Here is a 20,464-nt window from a genome sequence, read left to right on the forward strand (position 1 = left end):
ATGCATGCGTAAGCAGTTTATCTGGATGACCGGATTGTTTTTTTTACTCACTTTCTGGCTTCCGTTAAGTTGGGCGGAAACCGGTTGGCAGCCGCTGGCGCAAACGATTCGTAAAAGTGAGAAAGATCCACGCCAGTATCAGGCGATAAAACTGGATAACGGAATGACCGTACTGTTGGTTTCCGATCCGCAGGCGACAAAATCCCTGGCCTCACTGGCATTGCCGGTCGGATCGCTGGAAGATCCGGATAATCAGTTAGGGCTGGCTCATTATCTCGAACATATGGTTTTGATGGGTTCCAAGCGCTATCCACAGCCGGAAGCGTTGTCTGAGTTCCTGAAAAAACACGGCGGCAGCCACAATGCCAGCACGGCGTCGTACCGCACGGCGTTCTACCTGGAAGTGGAAAATGACGCGCTGCAACCGGCGGTCGATCGTCTGGCGGATGCCATCGCTGAACCCTTGCTTGATCCGGTTAACGCCGATCGCGAACGCAATGCGGTGAATGCGGAACTGACCATGGCGCGCTCCCGCGATGGTCATCGCATGGCGCAGGTGGGGGCGGAGACATTGAATCCGGCGCATCCCGGTTCGCGATTCTCCGGCGGCAACCTCGACACCTTGAGCGATAAGCCAGGCAGCAAGCTGCATGACGAACTGGTGAAGTTTTATCAGCGTTATTACTCGGCCAATCTGATGAAAGGCGTGATTTACAGTAATCAGCCTTTACCGGCGCTGGCAAAACTGGCCGCGGAGACCTTTGGCCGTATTGCCAATCATGATGCCGGCATTGCGCCGATTACCGTACCGGTAACCACCGAAAAACAGCGCGGCATCATGATCCACTATGTCCCGGCCCAGCCACGCAAACAGCTGCGGATTGAGTTCCGGGTGGAAAACAACAGCCAGGCGTTTCGCAGCAAAACGGACACCTATATCGGTTATTTGATCGGTAACCGCAGCCAGAACACGCTATCGGACTGGTTGCAAAAAGAAGGATTGGTTGAATCGATTGGGGCAGGGGCGGACCCGGTTATCGATCGCAACGGCGGCATCTTTGCGATTTCCGCATCGTTAACGGATAAAGGGCTGGCGCAGCGCGATGACGTCATTGCGGCAATCTTCAATTACCTGCAACTGGTGCGTCGGGAAGGCATCCAGCAGCGCTATTTTGATGAGATAGCCAATGTGCTGGATCTGGATTTCCGCTATCCCTCTATCAGCCGCGATATGGATTATATTGAATGGCTGGTGGACACCATGTTGCGGGTGCCGGTAGAGCATACGCTGGATGCCATGTATCTGGCCGATCGCTACGATCCGCAAGCCATCGCCGAGCGGCTGGATTATATGACGCCGCAGAATGCCCGCATCTGGCTGATCGGCCCGGATGAACCCCACAACAAAGTGGCCTATTTTGTTGACGCGCCTTATCAGGTCGACAAAGTCTCCGAGGCGACGTTCGCCAAATGGCAAAAACTGGGGCGGAACATCTCACTGACCTTACCCGCCATCAATCCCTACATCCCGGACGACTTTTCCCTGATCGAGGCGGATACCGGCATTACGCATCCGAAAATGTTGCTGCAACAGCCCGGGTTGCGGGTGATGTATATGCCCAGCCGCTATTTCGCCGACGAACCCAAGGCGGATATCACGCTGCTGTTGCGCAATAAAGAAGCCCGCAGCTCGGCGCGCAATCAGGTTCTGTTCGCGCTGAATGATTATCTGGCCGGTCTGGCGTTGGATGAGCTGAGCTATCAGGCGTCAGTGGGCGGCATCAGCTTTTCCACCTCCAGCAATGATGGTTTGGTGATCAACGCCAATGGCTATACCCAGCGGCTGCCCCAGCTTTTACTGGCGCTGGTGGAGGGCTATTCCTCTTTCGCCTCGACGGAAGAACAGCTTCAGCAGGCTAAATCCTGGTATTTGCAACAGTTGGACTCGGCGGAAAAAGCGAAAGCGTTTGAACAAGCCATACAGCCAATACAGGCGCTGTCGCAGGTGCCTTATACTGAACGTTCTGAACGCCGTAATTTGCTGAAAGATATCCGCTTGCAAGATATTGTTGATTATCGAAACGCGTTGTTGCAAAAGGCCACGCCGGAAATGCTGGTGGTGGGTAACTTGCGGCCTGAGCAGGTTACGGAACTGGCGCAGACGTTAAAAGAACGCCTGAACTGTGGCGGAGAAACCCTGTGGCGTAGCGCTGAGGTGCAGATCCGTAAAACGCAGCGGGCCAATTTGCAGCGTCCGGGCAGCAGCACCGACTCCGCGCTGGCGGCGGTGTACATTCCGACTGGATATAGTGAAATTCAAAGCATGGCCTATAGCGCCGTGCTGGGGCAGATTATTCAGCCCTGGTTTTACAGTCAGCTAAGAACGGAAGAGCAGTTGGGGTATGCGGTGTTTGCTTTCCCGATGTCCGTCGGGCGGCAATGGGGGATGGGTTTCCTGCTGCAAAGCAACAGTAAACAGCCTGCCTATCTGTATCCGCGCTATCAGGATTTCTACCAAAAAGCGCAAAACCGGCTGCGGGCGATGAAGGCTGAAGATTTTGCGCAGTACAAACAGGGCGTGATTAATGAACTCAGCCAGCGTCCGCAAACGCTCAGTGAAGAAGTCGGACGCTTTACCAACGATCTGGATCGGGAGAATTTTGCGTTTGATACCCGTGAGAAGCTGATTGCCGAAATTAAGCCGCTGACGGTGACGCAACTGGCTGATTTCTTCCGGCAGACGCTGAAGCCTGAAGGGCTGGCGGTATTGTCGCAAATCTCCGGCAGCCATCATGGTCAGGCGGAGTATGCCGCGCCACAGGGTTGGCATACCTATCCTGACGCCTCTTCGTTGCAGAAAACGCTGCCATTACAGCAAGCGCCGGCGATGAGCGCCACGAGCGGGTTGCAGAGCGAGTCTACCCTGAATAACGGCGCATCGATCGGCAAGGGTACGCAAAAATGAAGCATGCCGCGCCGCAATCATTGAACGTCCTGACGTTGCCGCTTCTGGGGGAGCGGCTGATTGAGGCGTCGGCAGGGACGGGGAAAACTTACACGCTGGCTGCGCTTTATTTACGTCTGCTGCTGGGGTTGGGGCGGCAGTCCGCTTACCCGCGTCCATTGCTGGTGGAAGAAATTCTGGTGGTGACCTTTACTGAGGCAGCCACGGAAGAACTGCGTGAGCGTATCCGTGAGAAGATCCACGCGCTGCGTATTGCCTGTATTCGTGGGGGCAGTCAGGATCCGCTGCTTACCTTGCTGCTGGATGAGATCCAGGATCATGGCGGCGCGGCCGACATACTGCTTGGCGCCGAACGCCAGATGGATGAAGCCGCCATCTACACCATTCATGGATTTTGTCAGCGAATGTTAAGCACTAATGCCTTTGAGTCCGGCGTTTTGTTTGAGCAGGAACTGATAGAGGATGAACAGCCGTTGCGTCGTCAGGCCTGTGCCGATTTCTGGCGTCGCTATTGTTATCCGCTGCCGGTGGAGGTGGCGCGAGTGGTGGGGCTGGAATGGAATGGGCCGGAGAGTTTACTGGCTGACCTGATGCCATACTTGCAGGGTGAAAGTCCGGTTTTTCGTCATCCCCCGGAGGAGGATGAGACGCTGCTGAGCCGGCACCAGAAGATTACTGCCGCTATTGATGATTTCAAGCGGCAGTGGCTGGCCGCCTCAGCGGATCTGGGGGCGCTGATCGGCGCATCTGGTGTGGATAAACGCAGCTACAGCAGTAAAAATCTGCCCAACTGGTTGCAGAAAGTGACGCTGTGGGCCGAACAGCAAACGCAGGATTATCAGTTGCCGAAAGAGCTGGACAGGTTCAGTCAACAGACGCTGGCGGAGAAAACCAAAAAAGGCGAACCGCCGGTACATGCCGTATTTGAGGCAACCGACAGATTGCTCAGCGCCTCTCTCTCGCTGCGTGATTTAGTGATGGTGCGGGCGTTGAGCGAGATTCGCCGATCGGTGCGGGAAGAAAAACGCCAGCGGGCGGAGTTAGGGTTTGATGACTTACTGAGCCGACTGGATGAAGCGTTGCAGCAGCCTGGAAGTGAACTGCTGGCGGGTTCAATTCGTGAACGCTATCCCGTCGCGATGATCGACGAATTTCAGGATACCGATCCCCAGCAGTACCGGATTTTCCGCACGCTGTATCTCGGCCAGCCGCAGTGTGGCCTGCTGTTGATCGGCGATCCGAAACAGGCGATTTATGCATTCCGCGGGGCGGATATTTTCACCTATATGCGCGCCCGCTCTGAGGTAAGCGCCCACTATACGCTGGACACCAACTGGCGTTCGTCGCACCAGATGGTTCGGGGCGTGAACCGTTTATTTCAGCGAATTGACCATCCTTTTATTTTTAAGGACATCCCTTTTCTTGCCGTCGAACCCGCCGCGCCGAAACGCGATCTGGTTTTTAATGTGGCAGGCGAGCCGCAGCCTGCGCTTCAGTTGTGGCTGACGGGCGCAGAGTCCATTGGCGTTGGCGACTATCAGCAGTTAATGGCCCGGCAGTGCGCCGCGCAGATCCGCGACTGGCTGGCCGCCAGCCAGCGAAATGAGGCTTGGCTGGAAACCGGTAAAGCGCGGCGTCTGGTTCAGGCCTCTGATATGAGCGTTTTGGTGCGCAGTCGTCATGAAGCCGCGCTGGTGCGCGATGCGCTCAGCAGGCTGGCGATCCCATCGGTTTATCTTTCTAACCGTGACAGCGTTTTCACCACGCCGGAAGCCCGTGACCTGTTGTGGCTGTTGCAGGCGGTACTGACGCCGGAGCAGGAAAGAACGCTACGTAGCGCAATGGCGACCTCTCTGATGGGGTTGGACGCGCGGGCGGTAGATGCATTAAGCCGCAGCGAAGCGGCGTGGGATGCCCTGGTTGATGAATTCGCTGGTTATCGCGCGCTCTGGCGTCAACGCGGCGTATTGCCGATGCTGCGGGCGATCATGAACCGCCACCAACTGGCGGAGAATCTGCTCGCCAGCGTCGATGGCGAGCGACGGTTGACGGATATTCTGCACATCGGTGAGTTATTGCAGGATGCTTCGTCGGCGCTGGACAGCGAGCACGCATTAGTGCGCTGGCTATCGCAGCAGATCACCCAGCCCAATCCGCAGGCGGAGAACCAGCAGCTCCGCCTGGAAAGCGATCGTCATCTGGTACAGATCGTGACTATTCATAAATCAAAAGGACTGGAATATCCGCTGGTCTGGCTGCCGTTTATCAGCAATTTTCGGGTGCAGTCACAAGGGGTTTACCACGACAGAAGCAGTTATCAGGCTTTGCTGGATCTCCATAACGGTGAGGAAAGCCAGTCATTGGCTGAAGAAGAACGTCTGGCGGAGGATTTGCGCTTATTGTACGTGGCGCTTACCCGTTCCATCTATCACTGTAGCGTCGGGGTCGCGCCACTTCAGCGCACACGCAAGAAAGATGCAAGCAGCGACATGCACCTGAGTGCGCTTGGATATTTGCTCCAACGCGGCAAAGAGATGGATGCGGCGGCGCTGGCGACCGAGCTTGAAGGAATGGCGGGGGACGGTGTGGCATTAACTCCGGTACAGCCTGGCGATGAAATCGCCTGGCAACCCGGCGTGTCTGACCGGCCTGAACTACTGGCGCGGCGCAGCGTTCGAATGCTGCGTGATGGCTGGCGGGTGACCAGTTATTCCGGTTTGCAGCAGCATGGTTCTTCCGCCGTACAGGAACTGATGCCGCGTCTGGATATTGAAGCGATGGGGGAGCGTCAGGGGGAGCGGGAAACGCTGTTCACCCCGCATACTTTCCCGCGAGGCGCGAGTCCCGGTACGTTTTTACATAGTCTGTTTGAAACGCTGGATTTTACGCAACCGGTCGATGAAACATGGCTGGCGGAACAACTGCAAGCGCAGGGGCTGGAAGATCTCTGGCATCCGACACTGCGCCAATGGATGGACACCGTGTTGACCACGCCGTTGAATGATGAAGGTATAACATTGTCGGCGTTGGATGCCCGGCATAAGCAGGCGGAACTACAGTTTTATTTGCCGATTCAGGCGCCGATGCAGGCGGTACAGTTCGATCGTCTGGCGAAGCGATATGATCCTTTGTCCGCGCAATGTCCGCCCCTGTCGTTTCAGCAGGTTCAGGGTATGCTGAAGGGGTTTATCGATTTGGTGTTCTGCTGGGAAGGACGCTATTACCTGCTGGATTATAAGTCCAACTGGCTGGGGGCCGATGCCAGCGCCTACACGCAGCCTGCCATGATGCAGGCAATGGCCGCGCACCGTTATGACTTGCAGTATCAGCTTTATAGTCTGGCGCTGCACCGCTACCTGCGTCACCGCATCGCGGACTATGATTATGAACGCCATTTTGGCGGTGTATTTTACCTGTTTCTGCGTGGTGTCGATGACCGTTACCCCGGTAACGGGGTGTTTTATTTCCGTCCGCCGGAAGCGTTTATCACCGGGTTGGATCAACTGTTTGACGGAACGCCGATACAGGATGCCAGTCATGCTTGAATTACTCGAAACGGCATTGCAGCGTCGGCTTCTGCGCCCATTGGATATTCAGTTCGCCAGAATGCTGGCAGACGATGACCACCCTCATTTACTGTTGGCCGCGGCCTGTCTGAGTGCTCAGTCAGGTGCCGGGAATGTTTGCCTGCCGCTGGATACGTTACAGTCTGCGCTGCTGTTTGATGGGCGCGATCGCGAACTGGCGCAGTTACTGTTGGCGGCCGCCGGTCAGCCGGATATCGCCGGCTGGCGACAACATTTACTCGGCTCCCCGGCGGTCGGCGATGGCAGCCGTCCGACGCCGCTGGTGTTACGGCGGGAAAAGCTCTATTTGCAGCGCAGCTGGCAGAGCGAAGGGCAGGTGGCGCGGTTTATTGCCCGTCAAGATCACCATTTCCCGGTCGATGAACCCGCTATCCGTGCGGTGCTTGATACGCTGTTCCCCGCTATCGGCAACGAGATTGACTGGCAGAAAGTTGCCGCCGCGGTGGCCTTGACCCGGCGCATCGCTATCATCTCTGGTGGCCCTGGCACCGGGAAGACCACCACGGTTGCCAAACTGCTGGCCGCTTTGATTCAGCTTAATACGGAGGGGGCGTTGCGTATTCAACTGGCTGCGCCGACGGGCAAAGCTGCCGCGCGTTTGACGGAGTCGCTGGGCGCGGCGTTGAATAACCTCTCGTTGAGCCAGGTTCATCGCGGTTGTTTTCCACAGGAAGCAACAACGCTTCACCGCTTATTGGGGGCGGTGCCGGACAGCCAGCGTTTGCGTCATCATCAGGGGAACCCGCTGCATCTTGATGTGCTGGTGGTGGATGAAGCCTCGATGGTGGATCTGCCGATGATGGCTAACCTGATTGCCGCGCTGCCTGAGCAGGCAAGAGTTATCTTGCTGGGCGATCGCGATCAACTGGCGTCGGTCGAGGCGGGGGCGGTGCTGGGGGATATCTGTCGTTTTGCCGAAGCGGGGTATAGCAGCGCCAGAGCGCAACAGCTACAGCGGTTGACCGGTTGCCGGTTGGACGATAATGGAGCGGAAAGCCCGGCGAGCGTGGGAGACGGCATTTGTCTGCTGCGCAGGAGCTATCGCTTTGATCGGCATTCTGGTATTGGGCAACTGGCGCTGGCGGTAAATAACGGTGACGAGCGGCGTGTTCTTGCTGTTTTGAACGGTACGTTTACGGATATCGCCCGTCACCCGCTGGAGGAAACGGAAGATTACCGACGGATGCTGGCTCAGGGGGTTGAAGGCTACCGTGATTATCTACAACTTCTTGCCTCCGGTGCCAGTCCGGAAGCGGTTCTGCTGGCTTTCCAGCGTTATCGTCAACTGTGTGCCCTGCGCGAGGGGCCATTTGGCGTCGCGGGGCTTAATCAGCGAATCGAACAGGCGTTGCATAAAACCGGGCTGATTCAGAGTAGCCGCAATCCACTCAATCGCTGGTATGTCGGCCGCCCGGTAATGATCGAACGTAATGATGCGGTGTTGGGATTATTTAATGGTGATATCGGTATTGCCATGTTGAGTGAACATGCTGAACTGCGGGTCTATTTCCAGTTACCGAATGGAAAAACCAAGGCGGTGGCCCCCAGCCGTTTGCCGCCGCATGACACCGCTTATGCCATGACGGTACATAAATCGCAAGGGTCGGAGTTTGAGCATACCGCACTGGTATTGCCGAATCAGTACCTGCCGGTGTTGACGCGGGAGCTGGTTTATACCGCCATCACCCGGGCCCGTCAGCGCCTTTCGTTATATGGCGATACGAAGATTTTGTGTCGGGCGGTGAAAACGCCGACCCAGCGACACAGCGGGCTGGTGGAGCGAATAAACCTGATTGTATCCGGCGAGAATGATTAGGCTTATTACCCGTCATACTTCAAGCTGCATGTGCGTTGGCTGCGTTGGCTGCGTTGGCTGCGTTGCTCAGCCTATCCGTGGGCTTCGTCGCGGCGGGGGTAATCCGGATAGCGTTTATCAGGCGGATTCACGTTCAATCAGTGAAAAACCAATATCCACGATGGGTTCCGTAACGTTTTTCCCCTCGATTTTTTCTGCCAGCATCGCGGCGGCGTCTTTACCTATTTTCCAGCGATCAATTCTGATTGTGGTGATCGAAGGCGTATTGTGCGACGCAAAATCAAGGTCGCCAAATCCAATCACCGCCAGTTTATCCGGCACGCTCAATCCTCTTACGCCGGCTTCCATAATGGCGCCTTGCGCCAGAGTATCGGAACTACAGATGATGGCATCGAATCTGCCGCCATCGGCAAGAAGATTGCTTAATCCGCGACGTCCCAGGGCTAAGGTCGCGGGTAAAGGGACTGATGTTTCGCTGATATGGCAGCCTGGCTGCGCTTGCATAATCTCATGAATTCCTTTCTTACGCTGTCCGGCTCGTCTGTCTTCTGTCCAGAGCAGGCCGAGTCGCAAGTAGCCTTTGATCAGTAAATACTGAGCGATGGCATTGCCTATTCTTTCATGAGAAAAACCGACCAGCATATCAAGCGGTGTCGGGGTCAGATCCCAGATTTCCACCACCGGAATACTGGCGTTGAGGATAATTTTCTTTAACTCCGAAGAGTGGTGAATTCCGGTGAGGACAATGCCGTCCGGACGACGAGAAAGAATGGTCGCCACAATATCGGTTTCAGATTCGTGCGTGTATCCTGCGACACACAGCAACATGTGATAACCACGTACCGCAAGCTCGTCGCTAATCGCCTGCACGGTATCAACGAACATGTTGTTATTTATCTGAGGGACGACGACAGCAATAAGCTTGCTGCGTTTGGACGCTAAACCACCCGCTAACATATTGGGTATATAGCCAGTGGCTCGAACGGCTTCCATCACTTTGCCTATGGTTTCCGGCCGGACAATTTGGGGATTGTTCAGCGCTCTGCTGACTGTCATTGGCGACAGTCCTGCCGCACGAGCCACGTCTTCCAGCGTCGGGGGGCGTTGCTGGCTATTGCCGGTATTTTTACCGCTTTTCAATCAAGGCTCCCTTTTGTAAGACATCTGACCTCATGTCCGTCGGATTATCGTTGATGGTGCGCTTATTTTCCAGTCATCTATCCATTGAACAGAGACTTACCGTATCAGGATCACTCTCTTCGTCTGTCCCGTCATTTCCTGCTGAAGCTCGGAGGATAGGCTCTCTGAAAAAACATTTCTCTTAATGATTGCGCAAACATATTTTATTTTTTCATGGGCGATTTTTTGTTTTTATCGATTATTTTGTGATCTATTTTGCAAGATTAAGCTCTTTTCATGGTCATGTCTTTATATCGGGTTTATTAATGATTGCGCAATCATTTTATTGGAGATGAAAGATGACCATCAGTGCTAACTCAGATGCCGTAAGCTACGCCAACGTCACCAATGCCAGAACCGCTGCTGATTCAGGGGATCGGATCGTATGGGTGAAAATCTCGTTGGCCTTTTTACCTCTGGCAACGCCCGTCAGCGATGCAAAAGTGCTTACTGGCCGACAAAAGCCGCTCACCGAAGTCGCGATTATTTTTGCTGAAATTCGCAGTCGGGATGGTTTTGAAGGGGTGGGGTTCAGTTACTCAAAACGTGCCGGAGGGCAAGGTATCTATGCCCATGCCAAAGAAATCGCTGATAACCTGATTGGCGAAGATCCCAGCGATATTGACAAAATCTATACCAAACTGCTGTGGGCCGGGGCCTCTGTCGGACGTAGCGGCATGGCTGTGCAGGCTATTTCGCCAATCGATATTGCGCTGTGGGATATGAAATCCAAACGCGCCGGTTTGCCGCTGGCGAAACTGCTGGGATCGCATCGTGATTCCGTGCAGTGCTATAACACCTCCGGCGGGTTCCTGCATACGCCGCTGGAGCAGGTTTTAAAAAATGTGGTTATTTCACGTGAAAGCGGCATTGGCGGAATAAAACTGAAGGTGGGGCAGCCCAACACTGAAGAAGACATTCGCCGCCTCACTGCGGTGCGTGAGGCCTTGGGGGATGAATTCCCGCTGATGGTGGATGCCAATCAACAATGGGATCGTGAAACGGCAATTCGCATGGGGCGCAAGATGGAAGCATTCAATCTTGTCTGGATTGAAGAACCTCTTGATGCCTACGATGTGGAAGGGCACGCCGCACTGACTTCAGCCCTTGATACACCTATCGCAACCGGTGAGATGTTGACCAGTTTTCGGGAGCATGAACAGCTGATCCTCGGCAACGCCAGCGATTTTGTACAGCCCGATGCCCCGCGTGTTGGCGGGATTTCGCCTTTTTTGAAAATCATGGATCTGGCTGCGAAGCATGGTCGTAAACTGGCCCCCCATTTTGCGATGGAAGTCCATTTGCATTTGGCTGCCGCCTATCCTATCGAACCCTGGCTTGAACATTTCGAATGGCTAAACCCGCTCTTTAACGAACAGCTTGAGCTGCGTGACGGCCGTATGTGGGTTTCTGAACGCCTTGGGCTTGGATTTACCCTCAGTGAACAAGCTCGAAAATGGACCACGCTGGCTTGCGAGTTTGGTAAACGTCCCTGATGAACGCCGTGACTGATCTTTATGCCATCAGTCACGGTTTTTATCTGTATCCCTACAAATCCAATTAAATGCAACCCTTATTAACAGGAGTTGTCTGTCATGAATACATTAAAAAAGCGGACGAATGTCCGGTATGTAATTCTATTATTTCTTTTTCTGGCAACTGTTTTTAATTATGCAGACCGGGCGACGCTTTCAGTTGTTGCTCCATTTATGAGTAAGGAGTTAGGTTTTGATCCGGAAGTCATGGGGCTGGCTTTTTCCGCTTTTGGCATTTCCTACGTTATTATGCAAATTCCAGGGGGATTATTACTGGATAAATTTGGATCGCGCTTAGTGTATGGTTGCGCGTTAATCGCCTGGTCCATTGTCACGATGTTTCAGGGAACCATTTATCTTTTTGCATCCCCGCTTATCGTTTTGATTATACTGCGGTTAATGATGGGGGCTATCGAGGCTCCGGCGTTCCCGGCCAATAGTCGCCTTAGCGTACAATGGTTTCCCAATAACGAAAGGGGATTCGTTACCTCTGTTTATCAAGCTGCACAATATATTTCTTTAGGTATCGTTACGCCATTGATGACGGTTATTTTACATAACCTGAGCTGGCACTATGTATTTTATTATATTGGCGCTATCGGGGTTGTATTGGGCGGCTTTTGGTTTATCTACGTTCAGGAACCCTTCAGGCATAAACGCATTAATCAGGAGGAAATGGACTATATTCGTTCTGGCGGCGGAGAACCTCATTTAGGCAGCAGTGCTAAGAAAAACAAAATCAGTTTCTCACAAATTAAAGTGGTTTGCGTTAATCGCATGATGATTGGCGTTTATATCGGCCAGTTTTGTGTTACTTCAATAACCTGGTTTTTTCTTACCTGGTTTCCGACTTATTTATATCAGGCGAAAGGGATGTCGATACTGAAAGTCGGTCTGGTGGCCTCTGTGCCCGCTATCGCCGGATTTATTGGCGGACTCATGGGCGGTGTTTTTTCAGATTATCTGCTTCGGCGCGGCTATAGTCTGACAATATCACGCAAACTCCCGATTATCTGCGGCATGTTGCTCTCTTGCTCTATCGTCGCCGCTAATTACACCGGGTCGGAGGTGGTGGTTATTGCGGCAATGAGCCTGGCTTTCTTTGCCAAAGGTTTCGGCAATCTGGGGTGGTGTGTATTAAGCGACACCTCACCTAAAGAAATTCTGGGAATAGCCGGCGGGGTTTTTAACATGTGCGGCAATCTGGCCAGCATCGTTACGCCGTTAGTGATTGGCTTTATTTTGTCCGCCACTCAATCGTTTGATTATGCCATTTTGTATGTGGGATCGATGGGCGTAATTGGGCTTATTTCTTATGTATTTATCGTCGGGCCATTGGAGCGTATCCGGATTGAGCCTCCCTGGGGGGAATAACGCAGATATTGGGTAAATTGGCTACACTTTTTGCTGTTCCGGAATATTTAACCCCTTCCCGGAACAGCATTTTTTTATATTGTCGAAAGTAGACTTACCCTATCGTAATAGCCAGGCCGCTACGTATTCCGACCGTTCTCGCATCGCCAGGGCTCAGGCCAGATCCAGAACCAGGATTTTTGAACGGCGATGATAGTTGTACAGCTCCTGCTTTCTCTTCGGCAGCATTTCCACTTCAGCGAGTAAAAATCCGCGCTCCTGGAACCAGTGGATACTGTGGGTGGTCAGGACGAACAGTTTTTTCAGTCCTTGCTGGCGAGCCTGGGCCGCGATTCGCTGTAGCAGCATGTCGCCGCGCGAGGAGCTACGATAGTCCGGATGCACCGCGACGCAGGCCATCTCACCGATGTTCTCTTCCGGGAAAGGATAAAGCGCCGCGCAGGCAATGGTCAGATTATCCCGCACCACCACGGTAAACTTATCGATTTCCATTTCCAACTGTTCACGGGAACGCCTGACCAGAATGCCCTGCTGTTCCAGCGGGCGGATCAGCTCCAGAATGCCGCCGATGTCGTTAATCGTCGCCCTGCGTACCTGTTCGGCGCTTTCCATTACGATTTGCGTGCCAATCCCGTCGCGGGAGAACAGTTCCTGAAGCAGCGCGCCATCATCCTGATAGCTGATCAAATGGCTGCGGCGTACGCCGCTGCGGCAGGCTTTCACCGCTCCGCGCAGGAATCTGACCGTACCGGATTGGTAATCGCCCTGTTCTTCCAGCGTTTCGATGCGCCGTTGGGCGTCGTCCGGAAACAGCTCGGAAATGATGTTGCCTTCTTCGTTGATCACGCCCTGTGAAGAGCAGAAACCGATCATTTTCTCGGCTTTCAGCTTGATCGCCAACTGGGTGGCGACTTCTTCCGAGGTCAGGTTGAAGCTTTCCCCGGTGACGGAAACCGCGACCGGCCCCAGCAGGACAATCGCGCCGCTATTCAACTGGCGGTGCAAGGCTTCTTCGTCGATACGACGAATGCGTCCGCTGTGGCAGTAGTCCACGCCGTCATCCACGCCAAGCGGCTGGGCGATAATAAAGTTGCCGCTGACGACGTTGATGTGCGCGCCCTGTAGCGGCGTATTATTCAAACTCATCGACAACCGGGCGGTGATATCCAACTGCAACATCCCGGCGGCTTGTTTAACCAGCTCCAGCGTGGTTCTGTCCGTGATGCGGATATTTTTGTGGTAATGCGGCTCGTAGTGATGGGTGGTCAGGTTGCTGTCAATCTGCGGGCGGGCGCCATAAACCACCACCAGCTTAATCCCCAGGCTGTGCAGCAGCCCGATATCGTTAATGATGCTGGCGAAGTTTTCATGCTCAATGGCTTCGCCGCCCAGCATGATGACAAAGGTTTTGCCGCGATGGGCATTGATATAGGGAACCGAGTGGCGGAAGCCTTCCACCAGTTCTGTACTACGCTCCTTCACTGGGACTCCTGTTTGAATTTTTATTCGTAATTTTTGTATTTTTATTCTTTATGGGGAAAAACGCAAGGGGTAAGTCATCGCTGAAAGACCGGAAGGGTAAATTAAGAATTTATCCCTTTTGTGCCTGAAAGATACCGTCGGTAAAGCATAAAAATGATTTTTGCATGACACGGGAGAGGAGATTGGTTAAAGTTTTTGAAAATTTTCTTATCCCTACGCTCAGTGCCTGGCAATAACACAGTAATCAGACCGGAGTTGCATGTCTCATTCGAATCACAATCTGACTCGGCGGCGCCTGTTACAAAGCGCTGCGGCAACCTGGCTGTTAAGCGTGAGCGGTGTCGGGATGGCCGCGGTCGCGCAGGTGATTGCCGTGCGCGTCTGGCCTTCTTCTTCTTATACCCGCGTCACGCTGGAATCAAATCATTCGCTTAAGTACAAGCAGTTCACCCTTAGCAATCCGGATCGCATCGTGGTGGACATTGAAAATATCCACCTTAATAACGTCCTGAAGAATATTTCCAGTCAGTTTCAGCAAAACGATCCGCTGATTAAAAATGCCAGAATCGGCCAGTTTGATAAAAATACGGTGCGTTTGGTGTTGGAATTAAAGCAGGGAACGGATGCCAAGCTGTTTACGCTGAGCCCGGTCGCGGAATTCAAACACCGTCTGGTGATGGATCTCTATCCGCTGCCAGGACGTTATGACAACGAAGACGACCCGTTGCTGGCGCTGTTGGAGGATTACAATAAGGGCGATCTGGAGCGCACGCTGCCGGCGGAGGCGCCGCAAGCCGGGAAAGCCGGGCGCGATCGTCCGCTGGTCATTATGCTTGATCCCGGCCACGGCGGTGAAGATCCCGGCGCGATTGGTAAAAACAAAACGCGCGAGAAAGATATTGTGTTGCAGATAGCCCGCCGCCTGCGCGCCTTGATCGATCGTGAACCCAATATGAAAGCGTATATGACCCGCAATGAAGATGTATTTATCCCGTTGCGCGTGCGAGTGGCGAAAGCGCGCAAGCAGCGGGCCGACCTGTTTATCTCTATTCATGCGGATGCGTTTACCAATCGCGCGGCAAGGGGATCGTCGGTATTCGCGCTGTCCAAAAAAGGCGCGACCAGCACCGCGGCAAGCTTTCTGGCGCAGACGCAGAACGAATCGGATTTAATCGGCGGGGTGAGCATGAGCGGCGATCGCTATCTCGACCATACCATGTTTGATCTGGTGCAGACCGTTACCATTAACGACAGTCTGAAGTTCGGCAAGGAAATATTGACCCGGCTGGGCAAGGTGAATCGTCTGCATAAAAATAGCGTCGATCAGGCCGGGTTTGCGGTGCTGAAAGCCCCTGATATCCCCTCTGTTCTGGTGGAAACGGCATTTATCAGTAATCTGGAAGAAGAACGCAAATTACGCACCAGTCAGTTCCAGCAACAGATAGCCGAATCTATTCTTACCGGTATCAAGGCCTATTTTGCCGCGCATTCGGGGCGCTAACTAAGGCAGGGAGACAGGGGCGTTGGCTGTAGCAAATGAATGTTGATCGGAATGGGGTATCTCAGAAAGCAAAAAACACCCGTTAAGGGTGTTCAGCTATTGATTATCAATTGGTTGCGGGGGCCGGATTTGAACCGACGACCTTCGGGTTATGAGCCCGACGAGCTACCGGGCTGCTCCACCCCGCGTCCGTCTTGATATCGTACTTCTTTTGATGGTTTACACACATCAAATTGGTTGCGGGGGCCGGATTTGAACCGACGACCTTCGGGTTATGAGCCCGACGAGCTACCAGGCTGCTCCACCCCGCGTCCGTGGATGCGCACTATACTCCCCATGAACTTCTATGCAACCTATTTCTGTAAAAAATACGGGATAACCCGCACGGGTGCTGAATTTACCACCCAATAGATTGTTTTTTATACACAATGTCATGGGGTTTCATGTGGATAAACGACGTTCGCCGTCCTGAATGGCATGGCTGTGCTATTTTTTATCCGGGGTCGTTTCTTTCTATATAGGTGTTTGTTATCGTTCGACGGTGAATCCGTCGATGTCAAAAGAGAGCGCAACGAAGATGAAAGGATGTTGGGGAAAATATGTGCTGACCGGCGTGGTGATCGCCATTTTGGCTGGGTGTCAGTCCAGGCCGACCGATCGGGGCCAGCAGTATAAAGACGGACACCTCAATCAGCCTCTGGAACTGGTGAATGAGCCGAGCGCCAAGGGGAAACCGGTCAATGCGCGCGACTTTGTCACCCAGGTCTCTGAAATCAGGGCGGCATCTCCGGGGCTGTACTCCCGCAACACCAATACCTTTCAGGCGATAGAAAACTGGATGATGTCCGGCGCCGATACCCGCGAGCTAAGCAAATTCGGGTTGAGCGCCTGGCAGATGGAAGGCGTGGATAACTTCGGCAACGTCCAATTCACCGGTTATTACACGCCGGTGCTGCAAGCCCGCTATACCCGTCAGGGAGAGTTTCGCCATCCGCTCTACGCCATGCCGTCACGGGGCAAGAAAAACCGCCGCCTGCCGGATCGCGCCGCTATCTATTCCGGGGCGTTGGATGACAGCCTGATTCTGGCCTGGTCGAATTCACTGGTGGATAACTTTATGATGGAGGTGCAGGGCAGCGCCTACATCGATTTTGGCGACGGTCGCCCGCTGACTTTCTTTGGTTATGCCGGTAAAAACGGTCATGCCTATCGCAGTATCGGTAAGGTGCTGATCGACCGTGGCGAGGTGGCGCGTGAAGAGATGTCTATGCAGGCTATCCGCAAGTGGGCGGAACAGCGCAGCGAATATGAAGTGCGGGAGTTGCTGGAACAGAACCCGTCTTTTGTATTCTTTAAACCGATGATGTCCGCGCCAGTCAAAGGCGCCAGCGCGGTGCCGCTGGTGGCTAAAGCGTCCGTGGCGTCGGATCGTTCGCTGATCCCGCCGGGTACGGCACTGCTGGCGGAGGTGCCTTTGCTGGATAATGAAGGGAAATTCACCGGTAAGTATGAAATGCGCGTGATGATTGCGCTGGATGTCGGCGGCGCGATTAAAGGCCAGCACTTCGATATTTATCAGGGCATCGGGCATGAGGCGGGTCATGCGGCGGGGTTCTATAACCACTATGGGCGGGTATGGGTACTGAAAAACACCCAAAGTGATAATACGTTGTTCAGTGCTTCTCAGGGCAATCCGGCAATGAAGACCCCTGGTTCAGGCTCGTTGTTGGTTAATAATCCACTGAATTAATTCGTGTTCCACAGGTTGAAATACGCATAAGCAATTTCGAATTACGCATAAATCATTGGCGATTTCGGCGATTGGGTAAGGTGCGGAACCACGCTATTATATAGTCCGCTAACTACTTACCACGAGGTCGTCATGTCGATTAAGCGTTATCCACACCTTGCACACTGGGGCGCGTTTACCGCGGTTGTTGAGGACGGAAAATTGATCCGCTGTGAGCCGTTTGCGGACGATCCGGCTCCCTCCGCCATGCTCGACTCCATTGTGCCGTTGGTCTATTCGGAACGCCGCATCCGCCGTCCCGCGGTACGCCGTTCGTGGCTGCAAAAACGCGAGAACAGCGATCGCACGCTGCGGGGTAAGGAAGCGTTTGTTGAGGTTGACTGGGATGTGGCGCTGGATCTGGTGGCTGCGGAGAACCGCCGCGTGCGCGATCGGTATGGCGCCGACGGGCTGTTTGCCGGCTCTTACGGCTGGTCTTCCGCCGGGCGTTTTCATCATGCGCGCTCGCAGGTGCGTCGTTTCTATTTCTCCGGCGGCGGGGCGGTCGACCAACTGGGCAACTACAGCTGGGGAGCGGCGCAGTTTTTCCTGCCTTATGTGATCGGCACGTTTCATCCCCTGACCGGAAAAGTGACCGAGTGGCGCAGCGTTGCCGAACACTGCGATATTTTCCTCGCTTTCGGCGGTTTGGCGCTGAAAAACGCCCAGGTCGCCTCCGGCGGCGCCGGGCATCATACGCTTAAGCCCGCGCTGGAAAAGCTGGTGGAAAAAGGCATTCCGGTGATTAACATCAGCCCGATGCGTGACGACTGCCCTGAGTTTGTCAACGCCGAGTGGATCCCTATCCGCCCGAATACCGACGTGGCGCTGATGCTGGCGCTGGGCTATGAAATCCAGCGGCTGAACGCCGACGATAAGGATTTTCTGCAACGCTACTGCGTGGGCTACGATCAACTGACGGATTACCTGCACGGGCGCGGCGACGGGATTGCCAAAACTCCGGAATGGGCCAGCGCCATCACCGGTATTCCGGCGCAACGTATCCAGCGCCTGGCGCGACAGTTGATCGGGGTGCGCAGCTTTATTACCTGTTCCTATTCCGTCCAGCGCGCGCACCGCGGCGAGCAGCCTTACTGGATGATGATCGCGCTCTCATCCATGCTGGGGCAGGTCGGTTTACCGGGCGGCGGTTTTTCGTTCGGACATGGTTCGATGAACAGCGTGGGCAACGAACGTATTTCGACGCCCGCGCCGGCTTCTCCCTCCTGTGCGAATGCCGGACGGGCGATCCCTGTCGCGCGTATCGCCGATATGTTGCTGAATCCGGGGCAGCCGTACACCTTTCAGGGGGAAACTCACGCCTATCCTGATATCCATTTGATTCACTGGGCCGGGGGCAATCCTTTCCACCACCACCAGCAGTTGAACCGGCTGGTTGAAGGCTGGCGCCGGCCGGATACGGTCATCGTTCAGGATATCGTCTGGACGCCGGCGGCGCAGATGGCGGATATCGTGCTGCCGGTGACCACGACGCTGGAGCGTAATGATATTGGCGGCTCTTCCCGCGACCGTTTTATTTTTGCCATGCATCAGGCGATTGCTCCGCAGCACCAGGCGCGTCATGACTTCGATATTTTCAGCGAACTGGCCGAACGGCTGGGCTATCAGGAGACGTTCACCCAAAACCGTAATGAGCGGCAATGGCTGGAAACCCTGTATGCGGATTGCCGAGCCAGACAGAACGACGCCGGGCAATTGTGGCCGTCATTCGATGAATTCTGGCGCCATGGGCATGTCGAGATCCCGATGGATGAAAAGCCGTTCGTATTCTTTGAAGATTTCCGCCGCGACCCGCAGCAACATGCGCTGCAAACGCCGAGCGGCAAAATAGAGCTATTCAGTTCGACCATTGCCGGCTACGACTACCCCGACTTTGCGCCGCATCCTGAATGGCGGCCGCCGGTTGAATGGCTGGGTGCGCCCGCCAGCAAAACATGGCCGCTGCACTTTATTTCCATCCAGCCTTCCGATCGGCTGCACAGCCAACTGGCGGCGACGCCGCAGGTTGAAGCCAATAAAACGGCAGGTAAAGAAACGCTCTATATGCATCCGCAGGATGCGGCGGCGCGTGAGATTACCGACCGCTCACAGGTGGAAGTCAGAAACGATCGCGGCCGTATTTTGGCCGGCGTGCGGATCACCGACGGCGTGACGCCGGGCGTGGTGATTATGTCCACCGGCGCCTGGTTTGAACCGGGGTTTGGGCGCAAAGAGTGGCACCCGGTCGAACAATCGGGCAACGCGAACGTCCTGACGCTGGATATCGGCACCTCTTCACTCACTCAGGGGCCGAACGCCATGAGCTGTCTGGTGGATGTGGTGCGGGTTTAGCGCTATCCTGAGGCGTTTTTATTTTCCCTGAGTCAAAGGTCGGTTGTTAATGAGTACGCAATTTTCCGAAGCCTATTTACAGCGCTTCGGCGGCACCGCGCGGTTATATGGTCAGCAGGCGCTGGCGCTGTTTTCTCAGGCTCATATCTGTGTGATTGGCATCGGCGGCGTGGGCAGTTGGGCGGCGGAAGCGCTGGCCCGCACCGGTATTGGCGCCATCACGCTGATTGATATGGATGACGTGTGCGTCAGCAATACCAACCGGCAGATCCATGCGTTGCGCCAGCATACCGGGCAGGCGAAAACCGAGGTGATGGCGGAACGTATTCTGGCCATTAACCCGGAATGCAAGGTCACCTGCGTGGACGATTTCATCAGCGCAGAGAATGTGGCGGAGTTACTTGACCGCAATTTCAGCTATGTGATTGACGCCATTGATAGCGTTCGTCCGAAAGCGGCCCTGCTGTCGTACTGCCGCCGCTATAAAATCCCGGTGGTCACCACCGGCGGGGCGGGCGGGCAAATTGACCCGACGCGTATTGACGTGGCCGATCTGGCCAAAACCATTCAGGATCCGCTGGCGGCCAAACTGCGTGAACGGCTGAAGCATGATTTTAACGTGGTGAAAAACAGCAAAGGGAAACTGGGCATTGACTGCGTATTTTCCAGCGAACCGCTGGTGTATCCGCAGCCGGACGGCTCCGTCTGCGCCTCGCGCCGCACCGCCGAAGGCGCAATGCGCATGGACTGCGCTTCTGGTTTCGGCGCGGCAACCATGGTGACGGCGACCTTTGGTTTTGTCGCCGTTTCCCATGTGTTGAAGAAGATGATGGCGAAAGCGACGCGCCGGTCACAGGGTTAACCTCACGCGGTGCGGCAGGCTG

Annotated in this window: 11 protein-coding genes and 2 tRNA genes; 9 read left to right on the forward strand and 4 right to left on the reverse strand. The window is 54.6% G+C overall.

What is annotated here, in order from left to right:
- Nucleotides 1-4: 4 nt before the first annotated feature.
- The 3 genes from ptrA to recD are packed head-to-tail and all read left to right on the forward strand — an operon-like array spanning nt 5 to nt 8,368.
- Complete coding sequence (ptrA, locus tag HOY33_RS07490) at nt 5-2,965, forward strand: pitrilysin (protein ID WP_172289595.1); 2,961 nt, start codon at nt 5-7, stop codon at nt 2,963-2,965.
- Entirely contained in the window at nt 2,962-6,510 is a 3,549-nt protein-coding gene (gene recB, locus HOY33_RS07495; protein ID WP_172289596.1) for an exodeoxyribonuclease V subunit beta, read from the forward strand. Before ptrA ends, recB begins: the two co-directional genes overlap by 4 nt.
- Nucleotides 6,503-8,368 (forward strand): exodeoxyribonuclease V subunit alpha, encoded by a 1,866-nt coding sequence (recD, locus tag HOY33_RS07500; protein ID WP_172289597.1) that lies wholly within the window; start codon nt 6,503-6,505, stop codon nt 8,366-8,368. The genes recB and recD overlap by 8 nt, the downstream gene beginning before the upstream one ends.
- A 117-nt stretch (nt 8,369-8,485) precedes the next feature.
- Here recD and HOY33_RS07505 read toward each other — a convergent pair whose 3' ends face one another.
- Nucleotides 8,486-9,508: a LacI family DNA-binding transcriptional regulator gene (locus HOY33_RS07505; RefSeq protein WP_172289598.1), complete on the reverse strand. Its 1,023-nt coding sequence runs from the start codon at nt 9,506-9,508 to the stop codon at nt 8,486-8,488.
- Between the two features lie 338 nt (nt 9,509-9,846).
- Here HOY33_RS07505 and HOY33_RS07510 point away from each other — a divergent pair, with 338 nt between their 5' ends.
- Both HOY33_RS07510 and HOY33_RS07515 read left to right on the forward strand, forming a co-directional pair.
- The gene (locus HOY33_RS07510) at nt 9,847-11,043 is read left to right on the forward strand and encodes an L-talarate/galactarate dehydratase (RefSeq protein ID WP_172289599.1); all 1,197 of its coding nucleotides are present in this window, start codon (nt 9,847-9,849) and stop codon (nt 11,041-11,043) included.
- Nucleotides 11,044-11,142: 99 nt separating this feature from the next.
- On the forward strand, nt 11,143-12,456 hold the full coding sequence (locus HOY33_RS07515) for an MFS transporter (protein WP_172289600.1): 1,314 nt from the start codon (nt 11,143-11,145) through the stop codon (nt 12,454-12,456).
- Nucleotides 12,457-12,609: 153 nt separating this feature from the next.
- Here HOY33_RS07515 and argA read toward each other — a convergent pair whose 3' ends face one another.
- Entirely contained in the window at nt 12,610-13,938 is a 1,329-nt protein-coding gene (argA, locus tag HOY33_RS07520; RefSeq protein WP_172289601.1) for an amino-acid N-acetyltransferase, read from the reverse strand.
- Between the two features lie 259 nt (nt 13,939-14,197).
- Here argA and amiC point away from each other — a divergent pair, with 259 nt between their 5' ends.
- Nucleotides 14,198-15,439, forward strand: coding sequence for an N-acetylmuramoyl-L-alanine amidase AmiC (gene amiC / locus HOY33_RS07525; RefSeq protein WP_172289602.1), 1,242 nt, complete (start codon nt 14,198-14,200; stop codon nt 15,437-15,439).
- A gap of 111 nt (nt 15,440-15,550) precedes the next feature.
- Here the strand turns inward: amiC and HOY33_RS07530 are convergent.
- Together HOY33_RS07530 and HOY33_RS07535 are read right to left on the reverse strand one after the other, a co-directional pair.
- Nucleotides 15,551-15,627: transfer RNA gene (locus tag HOY33_RS07530), tRNA-Met, on the reverse strand.
- A 46-nt stretch (nt 15,628-15,673) separates the two neighbouring features.
- Nucleotides 15,674-15,750: transfer RNA gene (locus tag HOY33_RS07535), tRNA-Met, on the reverse strand.
- A 266-nt stretch (nt 15,751-16,016) separates the two neighbouring features.
- On the opposite strand from HOY33_RS07535, the gene mltA reads away from it, so the two are divergent.
- The 3 genes from mltA (at nt 16,017) to tcdA (ending at nt 20,442) form a co-directional block, all read left to right on the forward strand.
- Complete coding sequence (gene mltA / locus HOY33_RS07540) at nt 16,017-17,189, forward strand: murein transglycosylase A (protein WP_172290016.1); 1,173 nt, start codon at nt 16,017-16,019, stop codon at nt 17,187-17,189.
- A gap of 132 nt (nt 17,190-17,321) precedes the next feature.
- On the forward strand, nt 17,322-19,580 hold the full coding sequence (locus HOY33_RS07545; RefSeq protein WP_172289603.1) for a molybdopterin guanine dinucleotide-containing S/N-oxide reductase: 2,259 nt from the start codon (nt 17,322-17,324) through the stop codon (nt 19,578-19,580).
- 49 nt (nt 19,581-19,629) lie between these two features.
- Nucleotides 19,630-20,442 (forward strand): tRNA cyclic N6-threonylcarbamoyladenosine(37) synthase TcdA, encoded by an 813-nt coding sequence (tcdA, locus tag HOY33_RS07550; protein WP_172289604.1) that lies wholly within the window; start codon nt 19,630-19,632, stop codon nt 20,440-20,442.
- The last annotated feature ends 22 nt before the right edge of the window (nt 20,443-20,464 follow it).

The organism is Brenneria sp. hezel4-2-4 (genome assembly GCF_013155275.1).
Classification (GTDB): Bacteria; Pseudomonadota; Gammaproteobacteria; order Enterobacterales; family Enterobacteriaceae; genus Brenneria.

Coding starts and splice junctions, on each gene's coding strand:
- ptrA (WP_172289595.1), top strand. CDS start 5: ATGCGTAAGCAGTTTATCTGGATGACCGGATTGTTTTTTTTACTCACT.
- amiC (WP_172289602.1), top strand. CDS start 14,198: ATGTCTCATTCGAATCACAATCTGACTCGGCGGCGCCTGTTACAAAGC.
- recD (WP_172289597.1), top strand. CDS start 6,503: ATGCTTGAATTACTCGAAACGGCATTGCAGCGTCGGCTTCTGCGCCCA.
- recB (WP_172289596.1), top strand. CDS start 2,962: ATGAAGCATGCCGCGCCGCAATCATTGAACGTCCTGACGTTGCCGCTT.
- HOY33_RS07510 (WP_172289599.1), top strand. CDS start 9,847: ATGACCATCAGTGCTAACTCAGATGCCGTAAGCTACGCCAACGTCACC.
- mltA (WP_172290016.1), top strand. CDS start 16,017: ATGAAAGGATGTTGGGGAAAATATGTGCTGACCGGCGTGGTGATCGCC.
- tcdA (WP_172289604.1), top strand. CDS start 19,630: ATGAGTACGCAATTTTCCGAAGCCTATTTACAGCGCTTCGGCGGCACC.
- HOY33_RS07545 (WP_172289603.1), top strand. CDS start 17,322: ATGTCGATTAAGCGTTATCCACACCTTGCACACTGGGGCGCGTTTACC.
- HOY33_RS07515 (WP_172289600.1), top strand. CDS start 11,143: ATGAATACATTAAAAAAGCGGACGAATGTCCGGTATGTAATTCTATTA.